Genomic DNA, 17845 nt, shown 5'->3' on the forward strand with positions numbered 1-17845 from the left:
GGGTCACCACTCCCCGAGGTGGGTCATGTGGTCGGCGACCTGCTGGGCGCTCGGCCGGTCCAGGTGACCGACGAAGGCGCCGTCGGCGAGGAACAGCACCCGGTCCGCGTACGAGGCGGCGATCGGATCGTGGGTGACCATGACCACGGTCTGCCCGAGTTCCTCGGCGGTGCGGTGGAGCAGTTCGAGGACCTGGCGGCCGGTCCGCGAATCCAGCGCGCCGGTCGGCTCGTCGGCGAACACGGCATCGGGCCGGGTCACCAGGGCGCGCGCGATCGCGACCCGCTGTTGCTGGCCGCCGGACAGCTCCGCGGGCCTTCGCCCGCGCAGATCTGCCAGGCCGACCGCGCCGGTGACGAAGTCGAGCCAGCCTGGGTCGGTGCCGCGGCCCGCGAGCAGCAGCGGCAGGGTGATGTTCTGCTCCACCGAGAGCGCGGGCAGCAGGTTGTACGCCTGGAAGACGAAGCCGACGTGATCGCGCCGGAACACGGTCAGCGCCTTGGACTTGAGCCGGGAGATGTCGGTGTCGCCGAGCCACACGGACCCCGAGGTCGGCTGATCGAGGCCGGCGGCGCAGTGCAGGAAGGTGCTCTTGCCGGAGCCCGATGGGCCCATCACGGCGGTGAAGGCCCCTCGGGGCAGGGTGAGGTCGATGCCCCGCAGCGCGGTCACCGCGGCGGGACCGGACCCGTACCTCTTGGTGACCTGCTGGAGTCGGAGGGCGGCGACGGGCGGGCTCAGAACCTGTGTGCTCATGGATGACGACGCTATGGACGGCAGCGTCGGCGGACGATCCCGCGCGCTACCGAATCCATGGTGTGGCTGGCTATACCGACACCTCCGCCGGGGTGCGGCATGCTGGGGGCATGGCGAGGACCGGGCGGCTGCGGAGCTGGTGGCGCGCGCTGCGCTACCTGGTGGCGGAGGGCGTCGCGGGCATGGTGTCGATGGCGCTGCTGGTCGTCGGGCTGGTGCTGGTGGTGTTCCTGCTGTTCGGGCCTGGCTGGCTGCTGGCGCCCCGGGCGGTGGGGCTGTTGCGGTGGTGGACGGGGCTGGCCCGGCGTCGGGCCGGGTGGTACTCGGGGGAGGAACTGTCCGAGCGATACCTGCCGATCCCGGCCGACCCGACGTTCGAGGACCTGCGGCGGCTGGTGACCGCGGCCTCGACCCGGCGCGACGCCGCCTGGGTCGGGGTGCACGCGCTGATCGCTCCCGCCGCGGGCCTGTTCGCGCTCGCGTTCCCCGCCGCGGCCGTCAATTCGCTGCTGATCCCGGCGTATTGGCAGATGATGCCTGCCGACGAGCCGGTGACCAACCTCTATCCGGTGACCTCGTGGTGGGGGGCCGCGGCGATGCCGCTGGTCGGTGTCGCTTACGGCGCGCTGTCGCTGTGGCTGACCCCGCTGATGGCGCGCGGGATGTGCTGGTTGGCCGCGCGGCTGCTGGCGCCGACCCGGGAATCGCGGCTGGTGGAGCGGGTGAGCGCGCTGACCGCGAGCCGCGCGGCCGCCCTCGACGCGCACGCCGCCGAGCTCCGCCGGATCGAACGGGACCTGCACGACGGTGCCCAGAACCGGCTCGTCGGGGTGGTGATGATGCTCGGCATCGCGGAACGGTCGCTGCGGACGAACCCGGAACAGGCCCTGCCGCAGCTGCTTCGGGCCCAGGACGCGGCCGCCGACGCGCTCGCGGGCCTGCGCACCATCGTGCACGACATCTACCCGCCGATCCTCGACGAGCTCGGGCTCGAGGGTGCGGTCTCGGCGCTGGCGGGCCGGAGCGCGGTGCCGTGCGTGCTGGACGTGGGCGGGCTGCGCCGCGCGCCTGCCGCGGTGGAATCGGCTGCGTACTTCGTGGTGGCCGAGGGACTGACCAATGTCGTAAAGCACGGCGGAGCGAGCGGGGTGACCGTCCGCCTGCATACGGCGGACCGGGGTTCCGGTGAGGTGCTGCGGATCACGATCACCGACGACGGGCACGGGGGAGCGGTCGAGCGGGCCGGCGGCGGGCTGAGCGGGATCCGGCGACGGGCCGAGGCCTTCGAGGGGACGATGGAACTGGCCAGTCCGGAGGGCGGCCCGACGTCGCTGACGGTGGAACTGCCGTGTGGGGCGTGAGGGGCCGCGATGCCATCCGGTCGGCGTCTTGCGCGAGAACGGCCGTGGGCTACCGTCGGTTCACCATGAGACTGGAGGCGCCGTGCGGATCGTGATCGCTGAGGATGACGCACTCCTTCGGGAGGGCCTCGCGCTGTTGCTGCGCGGGGAGGGCTTCGAGGTCGTCGCCGCGGTGGACAACGCCGAGTCCTTCCTGGAGGTGCTGGACTCCGCGGACGCCGCGGTGCTGGACGTCCGGATGCCACCGACCTTCACCAACGAGGGGCTCAAGGCGGCCGAGGAGGCGCGACGGCGCAGGCCGGGGTTCCCTGTGCTGGTGCTCTCCGCGTACGTGGAGGACCGGTACGCGGGTCGGCTGCTCGCCGAGGGCGCGAACGGGATGGGGTACCTGCTCAAGGAACGCGTCGGCCGTGTCGCCGAGTTCACCGACGCGCTGCGCCGGGTCGCGGCGGGCGGCACGGTGATGGATCCCGAGGTGATCTCGCAGCTGATGAGCCGCAGGCGGTCGGACGACCCGATCCGCTCACTGACCCCGCGCGAGTCCGAGGTGCTCGGCCTGATGGCCGAGGGCCTGGACAACGGCACCATCGCAGGCCGGCTCGTGGTCAGCGAGACCGCGGTGAGCAAGCACATCGGCAACATCTTCGCCAAGCTCGGGTTGTCCGCGTCCGACAGCGGGCATCGACGGGTGTTGGCGGTGCTGGCCTACTTGCGCGGCTGAGCGGTTGCGGCTTCGCCGCCCGTGAGTCCTTCTGGTCCCCCTGCGGGCCAGAAGGACTCACGGGCGGGTCTGCCGTTCGGGGGCGATATCAGGGTAAATCCGGATGCGCCGAACGGTTCTCGCACCATAGGGTCGGGGTATGAAATCTGCTGCGATCGCGGTCGGTATCTCGGTCCTCCTGCTCGCCGGATGCTCGGACACCTCGGATCCGGTGGTGGTCAACAGCTTTCCCAACCGTGCGGCGGTACAGGCCGACCTGGACGAACTGGTCCGCTCGACCGTCGGCGGCGCGGTGGCCACCCTGTCCGTTCCCGGCGAGACGGTGGAGCTGCGCAGCGGGGTGGGCGACCGGGTCACCGCCGAGCAGATCCCGGACGGCGCACAGGTCCGGATCGGCAGCGTCACCAAGACATTCGTGGCTGCGATCGTGATGCAGTTGGTCGACGAGGGGAAGATCGAGCTCGATGCCCCCATCGATCGCTACCTGCCCGGCGCGCTGGTCGCGGAGGGCGTCGACCCGGGCGCGATCACGGTCCGGCAGCTGCTCCAGCACACCAGCGGGCTGCCCGAGTACTCCGATGACCCGCGCATCACACAGACCTATCTCGGCAGCGGCGAACGGTTCACCCGCCAGGATCTGCTCGCCATGGCGATGGCGCACCCCGCGCAGTTCCGCGCGGGCGAGCGGATGAAATACACCAACACCAACTACCTCGTGAACGGAATGCTGGTCGAGAAGGTCACCGGGAACACGGTCGAGGACGAGCTCGCGAGCCGGATCACCGGGCCGCTGGGCCTGACCGACACCTACCTGCCCGGAACGGGGGAGAAGCAGATCCGCGGACGCCACCCGTCCGGCTACGAGGCGGACGGGGACACCATCGTCGAGATGACGGCGACCGAGCCGTCCGGCCCGTGGGCAGCCGGCGCGATGGTCTCGAGCGGGGCGGACCTGACCGCCTTCCTGCGGGCGCTCGTGGAGGGCCGGCTCACCTCGGAGGCGTCCTGGGGTGCGATGACCAGCACCGTCCCGATGGATCAGCCCGGCATGTCCTACGGGCTCGGGTTGATGTCGGCGACACTGTCGTGCGGCAAGGTCTTCTGGGGGCACTCCGGCGACATCCCGGGGTTCCACACGCTCTCCGGCGCGACCGAGGACGGCCGGGCCGCGGCGATCACCGTCACCCAGGCGCCGCCGCAGGAGGTCGACACCCTCGCCCTGCTCAGCCATGCCCTCTGCTGATTCGCACGACTGCGCGTCAGTGCATGACGGCGGCGATCTCGCGGGCGGTGACCCTGGCCAGCTCGACGAAGAAGGGCACCCGTTCGGGGATCATCAGCTCGGTCGGCCCGCGCAGTCCCAGCGCGAACCGGGCGAGGCCGTCCACGCCGACAACCGGGACGCCGATCGTCCGGTAGCCGACGGCCAGCTCCTCGTCGTTGAAGGCATAGCCCCGCTCGCGGGTCAGGGCCAGCTCCTTGCCCAGCTCCTGCGGCCCGGGAACCGAACGCGCCGTGCCCGTTTCGTAGGGCAGCCGACCCAGCTCGTCGTCGGTGACCAGGGACCAGGCCAGCAGCGCCTTGCCCAGTGCGCTGGCGTGCAGCGGCAGCCGGACGCCCTGTAGCTGGTGGCCGTCGGCCTCCCGCCACCGGCTGGTGCCGAGCAGCACGGCGTCGTTGCCGTAGCGCGTCGCGATCGACGCGCTCGCGCCGGTGGTGGTGGCGAGCTGCTCGAGGTGCGGCTCGGCGAGATAGATGCGGTGCTGCCGGTAGGCGATCTGGCCGTACTCCGCCAGTGCGCCGCCGAGGCGATACCGGCTCGAGTCCGTGTCCTTGTCGAGGAAACCGGCGTCGACGAGCGCGGCGAGCAGCCGGTGCGTGGTGCTGACCGCGAGCCCCTGGAGGCGGGCCACCTCGGACACCCCGAGCTCGTCGCCGCCGCGGAAGCAGCCGAGCACCGAGAGGGCACGGGCGACGGTCTGCACGGATCCGGTCGCCGGGGGCGTGAGGTCTGAGGAGGTCTCCACGTCGCGACGCTAACACGCGCGGCCGGTGTGGACGCTTTCCACTATTCGGAAAATCTGCGATCTGAAACGGCGAGGAATGACCGAATCCCGCAGTGGGCGTCTGTCAATACTTCCAATCAGCAGAAAACTATACCTAGTCGATGGGGTTTGGCTCGCCTAGTTTTCGGGGCGTAGATCGATCAGCCTCTCGAACAGGAGCCCCCCGATGTCCCGCAACCGCCGACTTCCCCGAGCGCGCCTCGCGCTCGCGCTTCTCCCCGTCGTCGCCCTGGTTGCCGCCTGCGGGTCGGATTCCGAGGGCACCGCAGACGCCGCCGGCTCCGCCGAGCCCACCTTTGTCCTCAAGGTGACCGACCCGGGCAACGCCGGACCGCTCGCGGTCGGCAAGCGGGACGGCTCGTTCGACGAGGCGCTGGCCCCCCTCGGCGCGAAGGTCGAGTGGGTCAAGGCACCGCCCGCGTTCAGCGCGAACCTCAAGCTGTTCAACGCCGGTCAGCTCGACGTCTCCGGCGGTGCTTACAGCCCGGTGGTCGGCGCGCTGTCCAAGGACGTCGCGGTGCGGATCATCGCCGTCGCGGACCCGGTCGACCAGGACCAGAGCGGCATCATCGCGTCCCCTGGCTCGGGGGTGAAGGAGGTCAAGGACCTCGTCGGCAAGCGCATCGCGGTGAACCCCGCGGGCAAGGGCGAGTACATCACCCTGAAGGCGTTGCGCCGGGCCAACATCCCGTTCGACCAGGTCGAGCGGGTGCCACTGCAGCCGTCCGACGCGGCGTCGGCCTTCTCCACCGGACAGGTGGACGCGTGGGCGTCGTTCAACGACCCGTACCAGGAGGCCAAGGCCCGCGACGGCGTGGTCGAGATCGCCACCGAGGCCAGCATCGACTCCAAGGACAACACGATCGTCGCGTTCCGCACCGCGGTCCTCGAGGAGCGCCCCGACGTCGCGGCCAAGTACCTCGAGACCCTGCAGGCGCTGACCGAGCGGCAGCGCAGCAACCCGGAGGACTACCAGAACGTCTTCGAGAAGGCGGGCCCGCGGGCGCTGTCCGGGGACCGGCTCGAACGGGCGGTCGATCTCGGCCGCCGGGCCTCGGTCCCGCACTACCCGACCGCGGCCGACGAGGCGGACCTGCAGGAGGTCGCCGACCTGTTCTTCCAGAACGGGGTGACCACCCGCGCGCTCACCGCCGGGGATGTCTTCTACCCCTTGCAGTCCAAGGTGGACGCGACCGCTCAGGTCCAGTCGGCCCCGACGAAGACCGGGAACTGACATGGCGTTGCTGAGCCCGCCGAGGGCGCGGGAGGAACGCGGCGGGCCCACCACACTGGAGCTCGAGGCGCCGCGGTACCGCGCAGGTCGCGCCCGGCCCGCCTGGGTGTCGATCCCGTTGCGGTTCCTGGTGCCCGCGCTGATCGTCGCGGCCTGGTGGATCGGGTCGGCCACCGGTGCGATCCCCGAGGAGATCCTCGCCGGACCGCCCGCGGTGTGGCGCGCCTTCACCGAGCTCTACCAGACCGGGCAGCTGGTCGACTTCTCCATCGCCTCCTTCAAGCGGGCCGCGGTCGGCGTGTTCTTCGGCGTCCTGATCGGCCTGGCGTTGGGGGTGCTCTCCGGACTGTCCAGCCTCGGTGAGGAACTCATCGACTCCACGATGCAGATCAACCGGGCCATCCCGTTCCTGGCGCTGGTGCCGCTGTTCATCGCCTGGTTCGGCATCGACGAGACCTTCAAGGTGCTGCTTATCGCGGTGGCCACCGTCGGCCCGATGTACGCCTACACGTACCTCGGCGTCCGCAATGTGGACCGCAAGATGGTCGAGGCCGCCCAGAGCTTCGGCCTGCGGGGGTGGCGGCTCGTGTTCGGCGCGATCCTGCCCGCCGCGCTGCCAGGGGTGCTGATGGCGCTGCGAATCTGCCTGTCCATCAGCATCACCGGTCTCATCGCCGCCGAACAGGTCGGCACCAGGGAGGGCATCGGCTACCTGGTGACGCTGGCGCAGGAGTACAACCGCACCGACTACATGGTGCTGTGCGTGGTGCTCTACGCGGTGCTCGGCCTGATCTTCGACGGCATCGTCCGCGTCATCGAGAAGTTCGCGATGCCGTGGCGGGGACAGGTGGCGGTCCGATGAGCGCCAACGACACCGCGTTGCCGCCGCTGGCTGTGCGGGAACGCACCGCGACGGCGGCCCGCGACCGGCGGGCGGGCGAGCCCGTCGCCGTCTCGCTGCGCGGGGTCCGCAAGGCGTTCGGTGACAAGACCGTGCTCGACGGCGTCGACCTGGAGATCCACCGCGGCGAGTTCGTGGTGCTCCTCGGTCCGAGCGGCACCGGCAAGACGACGCTGCTGCGGCTGCTCACCGGCCTCGAAAGGTCGGACGCCGGAGAGATTCTGGTTCCCCGGCAGCGCACCACCGTCTACCAGGAGCCGCGGCTGATCCCTTCCAAGCGGGTGCTGGCCAATGTCACCGTCGGGCAGCGCCGGACCGCACAGAACCGGGACCGCGCGGCCCGCTCGCTGGCCGAGGTGAACCTGGAGGCCAAGGCGCGGCAGTGGCCGGCCACCCTGTCCGGCGGCGAGGCGCAGCGCGTCGCGCTGGCCAGGGCACTGGTCCGCGAGCCCGAGCTGCTGTTGCTCGACGAGCCGTTCGCCGCGCTCGACGCGCTGACGCGGCTGCAGATGCAGGACCTGGTCGGCGATCTGGTGGCCCGGCACCGTCCCGCGGTGCTGCTGGTCACGCACGACGTCGACGAGGCCGTCCGCCTGGCCGACCGGGTGCTGATCCTCAACGAGGGCCGATTCGCCGTGGACGTCGACATCGACCTCGCCCGGCCCCGCGACCGCACCGACCCCGAGTCCCTCCGCTACCGCGCCGCGTTCCTCACCGAGCTCGGTGTCGGCCGCACCGCTTCCCCCACAACCACTTAGGAGCCCGAGATGACCGCAGTAGTCGACACCGCCCTCGACACCCTCTGGTACACCCGCTGCCCCGTGCCCACCGCGAGCGGCCTCGCGCACAGCCTCGGCTGGCTGGGGGAGACCGCGGCGGAGGCGGGCGTCGGCCTGGGCGTCCTGCAGGACGCCGGCCCGGAGCTGGCCGTCCGCCACTTCGACCATCAGCTGCTCGGCCTGGTCCGCGAGGGCGGCAACGCGCCCGCGATCGCGGCCCGCGCGCAGGGCTCGCCGACCCGGCTGATCGGGCTGACCTGGATCGACGAATCTCAGGCCATCCTCGTCGGGCCGGACTCCACGGTCGCCGGCGCCGCCGACCTGGCGGGCTTGCGGATCGGGATCCCTGCCTGGGCGCAGGACCAGGCGCGCAGCTTCCCGCGCGCGATGGCGCTGCACGGCTTCGCGAACGCGCTCCGCCTGGCCGGACTCACCCTCGCCGATGTCGTCGCGGTCGAGGTGGAGGTCGAGCGGAACCCGCAGGTGCGCAGCGCTGTTCGCGACGGGCGGCGCAGCACCACCTGGGGTGTCGACGAGCTGCTGCGCGGCGAGGTGGACGCCATCTACGTCAAGGGCGCCCGCGCGCAGGAGGTGGCCCGCGAGCACGGCCTGCGGGTCGCGGTGGACCTCGACGCCACCGACGCGAAGCGGCTGCGGGTCAACAACGGCACCCCGCGCCCCATCACCGTGCACGCCGACCTGCTCGAGTCCCGACCCGAGCTGGTGGTCGGCTTCCTCGCCCAGAGCCTGCGTGCCGCGGACTGGGCGGCCGACAACCTGCACCGCGTCCGCGAGGTGCTCGCGCGCGAAACCCTGTCCGGTCCCGAGGGAGTCGCCGCCGCGTACAAGGAGGGCTTCCACAAGGACCTGCACCCCTCGCTGTCGGACGAGCGGGTCGAGCTGATCGGGATCCAGAAGCAGTTCCTGTACACGCACGGGTTCCTGGCCGCCGACTTCGACCTCGAATCCTGGGTGGCCCGCGAGCCCCTGGAGCAGGCGCTGGAGCTGCTGGCCGCCGGAAAGGTGCCGTCATGACCGAGTTCCTGTGGCGGCTGCCCTCTCAGGGGGACGGCAGGCACGCGTCGCCCGGCTCGCGCAACCGCGGCGGCTTCGGCGGACCGCAGGTGCCCACCGTCGCGACCGATGTGCGGCCCGGCAACTTCGGGCCCTTCGACGACCTCGCGCAGGTGGTGCTCGCGGCCGAACTCTCCGGGCTCGACGGGGTGCTCGCGCCCTACGACCCGCTCGGCGAGGAGTCGTGGATCGTCGCAGGCGGCGCCCTGCGCGACACCCGGCACTCGAGGGTTATCGTCGAGTTCCACCCTTCCTTCGGCACCCCCGTGTACGCGGCGAAGGTGTCCGCGACGCTGCAGCGACTCTCCAGGGGCCGGCTGTCCTGGCGGCTGCGGGTGGAGACCGACGAGGCCGACGCTCGCGCCCGCGGGGACCGGGTCACCGGCGTGGACCGGTACACCCGGGCCGCCGAGTTCCTCACCGTCGCGCGCGGGGTGTGGAACGAGACCCCGGTCGCAGGAGCCGGATTCAACGGCACCGGATTCGACTTCGACGGCGAGTACTTCGACGTGATCGACGGCGGGTTCCGCGGCATCCTGGCCGGGCTGCCCTTCCCGACCGTCTACCTGTCCGGGGACTCGGAGCAGGCGCTCGAGCTGTCCGCGCGGCACGGCGACGTGCACCTGTTCACCGAGACCGTCGACGGGATCGCGGCATCGGTGCGCGAGCTGCGGAGCCGGTCGCAGGCACTGGGCCGCACGGTGCGCGCCGGGCTGGAGCTGCCGATCATCGCCCGCGAAACCGAGGAGGAGGCCTGGGCCCGCGCCGAGCGGCAGTGGCACGAGGTCCACGACGACGGTGTCGGCGCGCGTTCGCTCGACCTCGGTGGCGGGCGCTGGGCCGGCTTCACCGAGATCGGCTACGACCAGCCGATCGGCCTGGTCGGCAGCTATGAGCAGGTGGCGCAGCGACTCTCGGAGTACGTCGACGCAGGCGTCGACAGCTTCGTGCTCGACGGCCGCCCGCACATCGAGGAACTGCACCGCACCGGCGAACACCTGCTGCACCTGGTCGACCCGGCCGGACGCACCTTGGCGAGTCAGGAGGCCACCGCATGAGCATCGACTTCTACTGGCGCATCGGGATGGAGGGCGACCACGCGTCGCTGCGCACCCCGCGCCGATACAACCGCGGCGAGGCGAACGGCCACGGCCCCGGCAACATCGCGCCCGCGATCCGTGGCGGCGAACTCGACGGCTACGGCTACATCGACCACATGGCGGCGGTGGCCAAGGCGTCGGAGTCGGCCGGGTTCCTCGGCGGCCTGCTGCCCTCGTTCCCGGTCACCGAGGACCCGTGGGCGGTGGCGGCGGCGCTGGCCCGCGAGACCACCACCTACCGGTTCATGGTCGCCTTCCAGCCCGGGTTCCTGCATCCCGTGCAAGCGGCGCGGATGTCGGCGAGCCTGCAGCGGGCCACCGGCGGCCGGCTCGTCTACAACATCATCAGCGGCGGCGGGGGACCGGCGCAGCTGTGGTGGGGCGACAAGGTGAACCACGACGACCGGTACGCGCGCACCAGCGAGTTCCTCGACGTGCTGCGCGGGGTCTGGGACGGCGAGCCATACGACCATGACGGCCGGTTCTTCCAGACCGAGGGGGCCGCGCTGCCGCCCGGGCTGGCCGGCCAGCCGTTCCCGGAGGTCTACTTCTCGGGTTCGTCGGCCGCCGCGGTCGGGGCCGCCGGGCTGCACAGCGACTACTACCTGTCCTGGCTCGAACCCTTCGGCGACCTGCGCGCCAAGTTCGACGGCGTCCGCACCCACGCCGAGAAGCTGGGCCGCACACCGAAGTTCGCGGTCCGGATCGACGTCGTCGCCCGGCACACCGAGGAGGCCGCCTGGGCCGAGGTGGAGAAGGGCTGGGCGTTCGTCGACCGCGCGGCCGCCAACCGGGCCGCCCAGGGTGACTCCGTCGGCGCGGCCAGGATCAAGGGCTGGGTGCCGGAGACCATCACCGGCTACCGCGATCTCGAGGTGCAACCGAACGTCTGGGCCGGGTTCAGCCTGATCCGCGGCGGCCCCGCCTTCGGCCTCGTCGGCAGCTACGAGCAGGTCGCGCAGCGGCTCGACGAGCTGCGCGAGCTCGGCGTCGATGCCTTCATCCTCGCGGGCAACCCGCACCTCGAGGAGGCCTACCGCGTCGGCGAGGAGGTCCTCCCGCTGCTCCAGGCGGCTCCGCCGCCCGTGCGCGCTTCACGAGTCCAGGGACTCGACAACCACGCACGGCTCCTCACCCCCTGACCAATTTCGAACTTCACCAGGAGAAACCCATGACCACCACCGAATCCCGTATCAGCGAGACCGTCGCCGCCTTCGTCGCGAGCGCCACCCGCGACGCCGAGAAGGCGTTCCGCGTCTTCCGCGAGACCGGCACCGTCTCCGCCAACGGCACCGTCAACTTCGTCGAGCGGGTGCCCGGCGAGGAGATCGCCGTCGCCCTCAACGAGCCCGGGCCCTGGGCCGACGACCGCACCATCGAGCCCGTCGTCGCGACCTTCGACGGCGAGGTGCTCTCCGGCCGCGGCTCCGCCGGCTTCGTCACCGGCTACGCCAAGGTGTTCCGCGAGCACCAGGAGATCACCTCGATCGTGCACGTGCACACCCCGTGGCTCGGCGGCTTCGCGCAGACCCACAAGAGCCTGCCGATCCGGTACGCGGCCTCGCAGCGGCTCACCCTGTCCCGCGAGATCCCGCCGCACATCGACCGCAGCATCGGCGCGGGCGAGTTCATCCTCGGCGAGCTGGTCCGCGACCCCGACCTGGTCGCGATCTTCGAGGCCAACGGCGGCGTCAACGTGATCGGCCGCGCGGGCCTGCTCGAGCTGGCCAAGTTCGTGGTGCTGCTCGAGGAGGGCGCCCAGTACCAGGCCATCGGCGAGTCCGTCGGCGGCACGGTCGAATTCGACAAGACCAACCTCGTCGCCCAGTGGTCCCGCAGCGGGCTGGTCGACGAGGCCCGCCGCCGCGGACTCGTCTAGGCGGCTCCGCCGCCCGTGCGCGGTTGACTAGTCCCCACACTCGTCAACCGCGCACAGGCGCGTCGCGCCTTCCCAACCCACTTTTCGAGGAGAACTTTCACATGACCGTTCGTGTCGGCTACTTCCCGCACAACAACTCCCTGTTCGTCCTGCGTCACCGCGGCATCCTCGAAAAGGCGCTGCCCGAGGTGGAATGGGTTGACCTGCGCGCCCTTCCGGAGGCCGAGGCCGTGAATCCCAAGACCGGTCTGCCGAGCCTGCACTCCGACTGGCTGTTCACCGAGGGTGGCTACGACGTCATCGGGACCGGCTTCACCCCGCCGCTGACCGCCCTCGCCAAGGGCCACGACGTGGTCTACATCGGCATCTCCGGCCCCCGCGTGGAGAACGGCCGGCTGGTGGCCCTCGCGAGCTCGGGCATCGAGACGGCCGCGGACCTGAGTGGCAAGAGGGTGGGGATCGCGCACGGCTCCTGGCAGACCACGCTGCTGTTGTTCGCGCTGGAGACCGCCGGGCTCAGCTGGGCAGACGTCGAACCGGTCGACACCGGCGTGAACGACGGCGCCGAGGCGCTGTTGCGCGGCGACTTGGACGCCTGGGTCGGCGCCTACCCGGGCCTCGAGGCGCTCGAGAAGTCCCACGAGCTGAAGACCCTGGTGGACACCGAGTCGCTGTTCAGCCACCCGTCGCTGTGGTTCACCCGCCGGGACTTCGCGGAGAACAACCGTGAGGCGCTCGAGGCGGTCATCGCGGCCCTCCAGGAATCCGACGCGTGGATCGAGGCCAACCCGCGCGAGGCCGCGCAGTACTTCGTCGACGATGCGCTCGCCCGCGGCGATCGGGCCGACCTGGACCGCTGGGAGCGCGCGCTGCGCGGCCGCCCGTTCGGCCTGAACCGGGTCAGCGAGGCGTTCCTCGACGAGCAGCAGCGGGCGGGGGAGTTGTTGGCCGCCAACGGGCTGCTGTCGAGGCCGGTCGACGTGCGCGCCGCGGTGGTGCCGTGGATCGGTGAGGCGGTGGAGGCGGCCCGGTCAGTCGCGAGCGTCTAGCAACGGCCTGGGTGTCCGCTCGCCTGCTCCGATGGTCGGGCGAGCGGGCGTGCCCGGGCTTCTAGGTTGCCCCTCGTGCCTGGAACCGGTCGAGTCGCCGCTCGATCACGGTTCCCGCCGGCCAGTGCGCCGCGATCGCAAGCATGTCGCCCGCCAGCTCGCCTGCGAGGTTCGGCGGCCACCCGGCCTGCGCGAGCCCGGATCGGAGTGCCTCGACGTAGTCGTCTCCTGTGAACCCTGCGAGTTCGGCCACTCGGGCAGTGGTGGTGGCGCGGTGCGAGTTGAGGCCGCTGAATGCCCGTCCGCAACCGCAGCCGCCGTCGGGATCGGCTTCGTCCCTGGCACATACGAGGCCAATCCACACGAGTTCGCCTTCGACGCAGAAATCGAAGTCGTTGTCTCGCTGCCCCTGAGTTCGAGCCGTTGCCACCAGTCCCCGCATCGTGATGCCCCCTCCGGTCGGTTGCGCGCAGTGTGGCAGTCACGTCCGACACTGTGAGACGGGATCGCGAGTTTGACGGCATTTGGCCGGCGTCCTGGCACGATGGACGTCATGGACGAGGTGAAGTACGCCGAGGACCTGATGGTCGGCGACGTCATCGATCTCGGCTCGCATACCGTCGGCGAGGCCGAGATGGTGGACTTCTCGACCGTGTGGGATCCACAGGACTCCCATCTCGACGCGGCGGCGGCCGCCGCCGGCTACTTCGGCGGGCTCATCGCCAGCGGGATCCACACCACCGCCGTCTACCAGCGGCTCGCGGTGCTCGGCGCCTATCGGTACTGGAGCGTGATCGGCGCGCGCGGGCTGCGCGACGTCCGGTTCCTGCGCCCCGTGCGTCCCGGTGACGTCCTGACCGGACTTCTGGTGATCGACGAGGTCGAACTGGACGATCGCGGCCGCGGGTTGGTGACCACGACCGGGCAGCTGGCGGACGCGCAGGGCCGGGCGGTGTTCAGCCTGCTCACCGAGCTGTACCTGCACCGTCGGCCCTGACGCCGTTCCTATCCGCGCAGGCACCGGAAGAACGCCCGCACGTCGCCCACCAGCAGCTCCGGCACCTCCATCGCCGCGAAGTGCCCGCCTTCGTCGAACTCGCTCCAGTGAACCAGCGTCGGGTGCGCCTTCTCCGAGACGCTGCGGACCGGACGGACGATGTCGTGCGCGAACACCGCCATCCCGAGCGGCGCGACGCCGGTCGGTCCGTCGCCGCGCGGTCCGCCGGACTCGAACGTCAGCCGCGCCGAGGATCCGGCGGTGCCGAAGAACCAGTGCAGCGAGACGTCGGTCAGCAGCACGTCGTCCGGCAGCGGGTGCGCCGGGTCGGTCCACTCCCTGACCTTGTCGGCGATCCAGGCCAGCTGCCCGGACGGTGAGTCGGTGAGGGAGTAGGCGATGGTCTGCGGGCGGGTGGCCTGCATCTGCATGTAGCCGGGCCTGTTGGCGAGGAAGTTCCGGATGACCTCGACCCGCGCGGCGTCGCCGTCGGAGAGCCCCTCGGTCGCGACGGGTCCGTGCGGCAGGTAGTTGACGTGCACGCCGATCACGTTCTCGGGCGCCGCGATTGCGAGCTGCTGGGAGACTCCGGAGCCCCAGTCTCCGCCCTGTGCGCCGTATCGCTCGTATCCCAGCCGGTTCATCAGCTCGGCGAAGGCGCGGGCGACGCGGGCGGTGTCCCAGCCGCGGTCGCGGGTCGGGCCGGACGGCCCGAAGCCTGGGATCGACGGGATCACCAGGTGGAAGGCGTCCGCGGGATCGCCGCCGTGCGCGCGGGGGTCGGACAGCGGGCCGATGACGTCGAGGAATTCTATGAACGAGCCCGGCCAGCCGTGGGTGAGGATCAGCGGCGTCGCGTCCGGCTCGGGGGAACGGACGTGCAGGAAATGCATAGTGGCGCCGTCGATCTCGGTGGCGAACTGCGGGTGGCGGTTCAGGGCGGCCTCGTGTGCGCGCCAGTCGTATCCGTCGCGCCAGTAGTCGGCCAGTTCCCGCATCCGGCCGAGCGGGATGCCGTAGTCCCAGCCGGCCTCGTCGAGCTCGTCGGGCCAGCGGGTGCGGGCCAACCGGTCGCGCAGGTCGTCGAGCGCGGACTGCGGGATGTCGATCCGGGACGGGCTGATGGTCGTGTCGGGCATCGGAACCTCCTGCGTTGATCGTTGGCGACGCCAACGATAACAGAACTTGTTGGTAGCGCCAACGGTTACTAGGATGGTGCGCATGGAGTCCATCGATGACGGCCCGCCGACCGCGCTGCGACGCTCGCCGACCTGGCTGATGGGGCAGGCGGGCATTCACGCCCAGCGGCTGCTCAATGAGCGGATGGCCGAGGTTGGGGCGCACCGCTGGCACTACTCGGTGCTGTCCGCGCTCGCCGAGAACGGTCCGCTCAGTCAGGCCTCGCTCGGCCGTCTCTGTCGCCTCGATCGCAGCGATATCGCCGCCGTGGTCGGCGAATTGGAGGGCGGCGGGTATCTCGTGCGCGAACCGGATCCGGTGGACCGGCGCCGCAACGTCGTCACGATCACCCCCGAGGGGAGTCGGCACCAGCGGCGGTTGGAGGCCCTGGCGGTCGAGGCGCAGGAGGATCTGCTCGCGCCGCTCGGCGCGGGGGAGCGTGAGACGTTGATCGCGCTCGTCGAGCGGCTGGTCGAACATCAGTCCGGGCGGCGGGGAGCCGGCTGGGCCTAGGTATGGGAACGAATTGTGTTCTCGCGCAACGCTAATAGGTGCTTACGACGGTGGTGAATTGAGGTTAACTTCAGTATTGACGGCGGGTATATGGGTGGTTACTATCCAGTAAGTTTGTGACGGCGGCCACCCGGGCGATCGAGCGTCACCGGAGAATCCATGGGGGGTTCGAGTAGCGATGCGCACACGGATGGCTCGACGAGGGTCGCTCGCGCGGACCGGAACGCTGGCCCTGGTCGGCGCCCTGGCGATCGGCCTCGCCGTCGCGCCGGGCGGCGTCGCGTCCGCCGACCCGAGCGGGGGAGCGGACGGCGCGAAGTGGCAGGCCACCGCCGACGCCGCGCCGGAGTACCCGGTCGTCGCGATCGACTGGGACGTGCCGATCACGATGAGCGACGGGACCGTGCTCAAGGGCAACGTCTACCGCCCCGCGGACGCGTCCGGCAAGCCGATCGACACCAAGATGCCGTCGATCCTGAACGTGACGCCGTACACCAAGCTGATCAGCAACCTGGTCGACTCGATGATGGCCGTGCCCGGACTCGAGGACACCCTCGTCGACCTGGTCAGCTCCTACGACCTCGCCGGCACCCCGCTCGACGGCGTCGGCGAGACCGCGAAGGTGCTCACCGGCGGCGGCATGCGCGTCTTCGCCGTGAACCGGGACCTCATCCGCAGCGGCTACACGCAGGTGGTCGTCGACACCCGCGGCACCGGGTTCTCCCAGGGAGATTGGCAGACACTCGGCCCGCGTGAGCAGCAGGATTCCGTCGAGATCATCGACTGGATGAGCAAGCAGTCGTGGTCGAACGGCAAGGTCGGCATGGGAGGCGTGTCCTATTCCGGGATCAACTCCCTCCAGGCCGCCGGCTACCGCCCGCCCGCGCTGAAGGCGATCTTCCCCATGGAGCCGGGGAACGACCTGCTCCGCGACATCGTCGGAACCGGAGGCGGACTCGGCGTCGGCTTCATGCCGCTGTGGCTCGCGCTCGTCAACGGGACCAAGCTCATTCCCGACGTGCAGTCCCTCGTGCAGGGGCGGTTCGACCAGCAGTGGCTGCAGGACCGGTTGCGCGACCCGCTCACCCTGATCGCCGAACTCCGCGAGGCGATGACAGCCCCGACGGTCAACGATCTCGATCCCACCACGCTGGGCGTCGCGCAGGACGGCACCTTCTATCAGGAGCGGAAGGCCAACGTGGAGAACATCGCGGTGCCCACCATGCTCTACGGCGCCTGGCACGACATCTTCGCCAACAGCGAGCCCCGCGTCTACAACGCGATCCCGCTCCCCGCCGGGCAGAAGCAGCTGATCATGAGCGACAACTACCACGTCACCTTCGGCGGCGGATTCGGCGAGGCGGGCGCCCCGCCGCGGCTCGACGTCCTCGAGCGGGCCTGGTTCGACAAGTGGCTCAAGGGGATCGACAACGGCATCGACCGTTACGGCCCGGTCACGCTGTACCAGCAGGGCAACGGCTGGACGACCACCGACCAGTTCCCCCGTGCGGGCGTCGAGTACCAGCGGATGTACCTCTCGGACGCGCCGAGCGGGACCGCGGGCCACGCCGCGCGCGACGGCAGCCTCGTCGCGGCGACGCCCCAGAGTTCGGCGCGTCTGACGGCCGCCCCCGGGCTGCGCGGGTTCTGCTCCCGCGACGGCGCGCAGGGGACCGCGGGCATGACCGTGATCCTGGGCTCGGTGTGCAGCAAGGACTCCCGGTTCCAGGAGGCCGAGGGGCTCGCGTTCACCAGCGCCCCGGTCGCGGAGCCGACCGAACTGTCCGGGCCGGTGAACCTGCACCTGGAGACGGTCCTCGACGCACCCGACGGCTTCTGGGCGGTCACCCTCAATGACGTTGCGCCCGACGGCACCTCGACCACGCTCACCAACGGCGCCCTCACCGCGTCGCTGCGCGAGGTCGACGAGGCGCAGAGCCAGCGGTCGGCGAACGGGGACTACGCCGAGCCGCACCACAAGCTGACGGTGTCCGCGCGCAAGCCCGTCATCCCGGGCCAGGTGACGCCGGTGGACATCAACCTGGTGCCCACTGACGCGCTGCTCAAGCCGGGGCACCGGCTGCGGGTGGACGTCTATGCCGCCAGCGTCCCCCGGTACCTGCCGCTCGGCCCGATGATGGCCGACGGCCAGAACCGGCCGCAGCACGTGCAGCTGTCGCCAGAGCGGCCCAGCTTCCTGAACCTGCCGCTGGTCGGGGCGAGCGCCTGGTAGCGG

18 protein-coding genes are annotated in these 17845 nt (G+C 70.9%); 14 read left to right on the forward strand and 4 right to left on the reverse strand.

The window, feature by feature from the left end:
* Positions 1–3: 3 nt before the first annotated feature.
* Complete coding sequence (locus C8K38_RS24815) at positions 4–756, reverse strand: ABC transporter ATP-binding protein (protein WP_097214028.1); 753 nt, start codon at positions 754–756, stop codon at positions 4–6.
* A 110-nt stretch (positions 757–866) separates the two neighbouring features.
* On the opposite strand from C8K38_RS24815, the gene C8K38_RS24820 reads away from it, so the two are divergent.
* The 3 genes from C8K38_RS24820 (at position 867) to C8K38_RS24830 (ending at position 4081) form a co-directional block, all read left to right on the forward strand.
* Complete coding sequence (locus C8K38_RS24820; protein WP_097214029.1) at positions 867–2117, forward strand: sensor histidine kinase; 1251 nt, start codon at positions 867–869, stop codon at positions 2115–2117.
* Between the two features lie 82 nt (positions 2118–2199).
* Entirely contained in the window at positions 2200–2838 is a 639-nt protein-coding gene (locus tag C8K38_RS24825; protein ID WP_027502323.1) for a response regulator, read from the forward strand.
* Positions 2839–2977: 139 nt separating this feature from the next.
* Positions 2978–4081, forward strand: a complete 1104-nt coding sequence (locus tag C8K38_RS24830; protein WP_245221011.1) for a serine hydrolase domain-containing protein — start codon at positions 2978–2980, stop codon at positions 4079–4081.
* A 16-nt stretch (positions 4082–4097) separates the two neighbouring features.
* Here the strand turns inward: C8K38_RS24830 and C8K38_RS24835 are convergent, their stop codons facing one another.
* Positions 4098–4865 (reverse strand): IclR family transcriptional regulator, encoded by a 768-nt coding sequence (locus C8K38_RS24835; protein WP_257017802.1) that lies wholly within the window; start codon positions 4863–4865, stop codon positions 4098–4100.
* Between the two features lie 205 nt (positions 4866–5070).
* Between C8K38_RS24835 and C8K38_RS24840 the strand changes: the two genes are divergently transcribed.
* The 8 genes from C8K38_RS24840 to C8K38_RS24875 all read left to right on the forward strand — a co-directional run bounded on the left by C8K38_RS24840 (position 5071) and on the right by C8K38_RS24875 (position 12920).
* Entirely contained in the window at positions 5071–6138 is a 1068-nt protein-coding gene (locus C8K38_RS24840; protein ID WP_097214030.1) for an NrtA/SsuA/CpmA family ABC transporter substrate-binding protein, read from the forward strand.
* A gap of 1 nt (position 6139) precedes the next feature.
* Entirely contained in the window at positions 6140–7000 is an 861-nt protein-coding gene (locus tag C8K38_RS24845) for an ABC transporter permease (RefSeq protein ID WP_097214031.1), read from the forward strand.
* Positions 6997–7797 carry an ABC transporter ATP-binding protein gene (locus C8K38_RS24850; RefSeq protein ID WP_097214096.1) on the forward strand — a complete coding sequence of 267 codons (801 nt, stop codon included), beginning with the start codon at positions 6997–6999 and terminating at the stop codon, positions 7795–7797. Before C8K38_RS24845 ends, C8K38_RS24850 begins: the two co-directional genes overlap by 4 nt.
* A 9-nt stretch (positions 7798–7806) precedes the next feature.
* On the forward strand, positions 7807–8853 hold the full coding sequence (locus C8K38_RS24855) for an ABC transporter substrate-binding protein (RefSeq protein ID WP_097214032.1): 1047 nt from the start codon (positions 7807–7809) through the stop codon (positions 8851–8853).
* Positions 8850–9950: an LLM class flavin-dependent oxidoreductase gene (locus C8K38_RS24860; RefSeq protein WP_097214033.1), complete on the forward strand. Its 1101-nt coding sequence runs from the start codon at positions 8850–8852 to the stop codon at positions 9948–9950. The genes C8K38_RS24855 and C8K38_RS24860 overlap by 4 nt, the downstream gene beginning before the upstream one ends.
* Positions 9947–11134: an LLM class flavin-dependent oxidoreductase gene (locus C8K38_RS24865; protein WP_245221010.1), complete on the forward strand. Its 1188-nt coding sequence runs from the start codon at positions 9947–9949 to the stop codon at positions 11132–11134. Before C8K38_RS24860 ends, C8K38_RS24865 begins: the two co-directional genes overlap by 4 nt.
* A gap of 29 nt (positions 11135–11163) precedes the next feature.
* Positions 11164–11871, forward strand: coding sequence for a class II aldolase/adducin family protein (locus tag C8K38_RS24870; protein ID WP_097214034.1), 708 nt, complete (start codon positions 11164–11166; stop codon positions 11869–11871).
* Between the two features lie 101 nt (positions 11872–11972).
* Positions 11973–12920: an ABC transporter substrate-binding protein gene (locus tag C8K38_RS24875; RefSeq protein ID WP_097214035.1), complete on the forward strand. Its 948-nt coding sequence runs from the start codon at positions 11973–11975 to the stop codon at positions 12918–12920.
* A 61-nt stretch (positions 12921–12981) separates the two neighbouring features.
* On the opposite strand, the gene C8K38_RS28185 is transcribed toward C8K38_RS24875, so the two are convergent.
* Positions 12982–13362 carry a DUF7715 family protein gene (locus C8K38_RS28185; RefSeq protein WP_097214036.1) on the reverse strand — a complete coding sequence of 127 codons (381 nt, stop codon included), beginning with the start codon at positions 13360–13362 and terminating at the stop codon, positions 12982–12984.
* Between the two features lie 102 nt (positions 13363–13464).
* Between C8K38_RS28185 and C8K38_RS24885 the strand changes: the two genes are divergently transcribed.
* Positions 13465–13917 (forward strand): MaoC/PaaZ C-terminal domain-containing protein, encoded by a 453-nt coding sequence (locus tag C8K38_RS24885; protein WP_097214037.1) that lies wholly within the window; start codon positions 13465–13467, stop codon positions 13915–13917.
* 8 nt (positions 13918–13925) lie between these two features.
* On the opposite strand, the gene C8K38_RS24890 is transcribed toward C8K38_RS24885, so the two are convergent.
* On the reverse strand, positions 13926–15056 hold the full coding sequence (locus C8K38_RS24890; protein ID WP_179800703.1) for an epoxide hydrolase family protein: 1131 nt from the start codon (positions 15054–15056) through the stop codon (positions 13926–13928).
* Between the two features lie 82 nt (positions 15057–15138).
* Between C8K38_RS24890 and C8K38_RS24895 the strand changes: the two genes are divergently transcribed.
* Together C8K38_RS24895 and C8K38_RS24900 are read left to right on the forward strand one after the other, a co-directional pair.
* Positions 15139–15609 carry a MarR family winged helix-turn-helix transcriptional regulator gene (locus tag C8K38_RS24895; RefSeq protein ID WP_209927132.1) on the forward strand — a complete coding sequence of 157 codons (471 nt, stop codon included), beginning with the start codon at positions 15139–15141 and terminating at the stop codon, positions 15607–15609.
* Between the two features lie 190 nt (positions 15610–15799).
* Positions 15800–17842 (forward strand): CocE/NonD family hydrolase, encoded by a 2043-nt coding sequence (locus tag C8K38_RS24900; protein ID WP_097214039.1) that lies wholly within the window; start codon positions 15800–15802, stop codon positions 17840–17842.
* Positions 17843–17845 lie beyond the last annotated feature (3 nt).

The organism is Rhodococcus sp. OK611 (assembly GCF_003050885.1).
Classification (GTDB): domain Bacteria; phylum Actinomycetota; class Actinomycetes; order Mycobacteriales; family Mycobacteriaceae; genus Rhodococcus_G; species Rhodococcus_G oryzae.

Coding starts and splice junctions, on each gene's coding strand:
- C8K38_RS24830 (WP_245221011.1), top strand. CDS start 2,978: ATGAAATCTGCTGCGATCGCGGTCGGTATCTCGGTCCTCCTGCTCGCC.
- C8K38_RS24895 (WP_209927132.1), top strand. CDS start 15,139: ATGGAGTCCATCGATGACGGCCCGCCGACCGCGCTGCGACGCTCGCCG.
- C8K38_RS28185 (WP_097214036.1), bottom strand. CDS start 13,362: ATGCGGGGACTGGTGGCAACGGCTCGAACTCAGGGGCAGCGAGACAAC.
- C8K38_RS24815 (WP_097214028.1), bottom strand. CDS start 756: ATGAGCACACAGGTTCTGAGCCCGCCCGTCGCCGCCCTCCGACTCCAG.
- C8K38_RS24820 (WP_097214029.1), top strand. CDS start 867: ATGGCGAGGACCGGGCGGCTGCGGAGCTGGTGGCGCGCGCTGCGCTAC.
- C8K38_RS24845 (WP_097214031.1), top strand. CDS start 6,140: ATGGCGTTGCTGAGCCCGCCGAGGGCGCGGGAGGAACGCGGCGGGCCC.
- C8K38_RS24865 (WP_245221010.1), top strand. CDS start 9,947: ATGAGCATCGACTTCTACTGGCGCATCGGGATGGAGGGCGACCACGCG.
- C8K38_RS24870 (WP_097214034.1), top strand. CDS start 11,164: ATGACCACCACCGAATCCCGTATCAGCGAGACCGTCGCCGCCTTCGTC.
- C8K38_RS24885 (WP_097214037.1), top strand. CDS start 13,465: ATGGACGTCATGGACGAGGTGAAGTACGCCGAGGACCTGATGGTCGGC.
- C8K38_RS24875 (WP_097214035.1), top strand. CDS start 11,973: ATGACCGTTCGTGTCGGCTACTTCCCGCACAACAACTCCCTGTTCGTC.
- C8K38_RS24860 (WP_097214033.1), top strand. CDS start 8,850: ATGACCGAGTTCCTGTGGCGGCTGCCCTCTCAGGGGGACGGCAGGCAC.
- C8K38_RS24840 (WP_097214030.1), top strand. CDS start 5,071: ATGTCCCGCAACCGCCGACTTCCCCGAGCGCGCCTCGCGCTCGCGCTT.
- C8K38_RS24890 (WP_179800703.1), bottom strand. CDS start 15,056: ATGCCCGACACGACCATCAGCCCGTCCCGGATCGACATCCCGCAGTCC.
- C8K38_RS24900 (WP_097214039.1), top strand. CDS start 15,800: ATGGCTCGACGAGGGTCGCTCGCGCGGACCGGAACGCTGGCCCTGGTC.
- C8K38_RS24850 (WP_097214096.1), top strand. CDS start 6,997: ATGAGCGCCAACGACACCGCGTTGCCGCCGCTGGCTGTGCGGGAACGC.
- C8K38_RS24855 (WP_097214032.1), top strand. CDS start 7,807: ATGACCGCAGTAGTCGACACCGCCCTCGACACCCTCTGGTACACCCGC.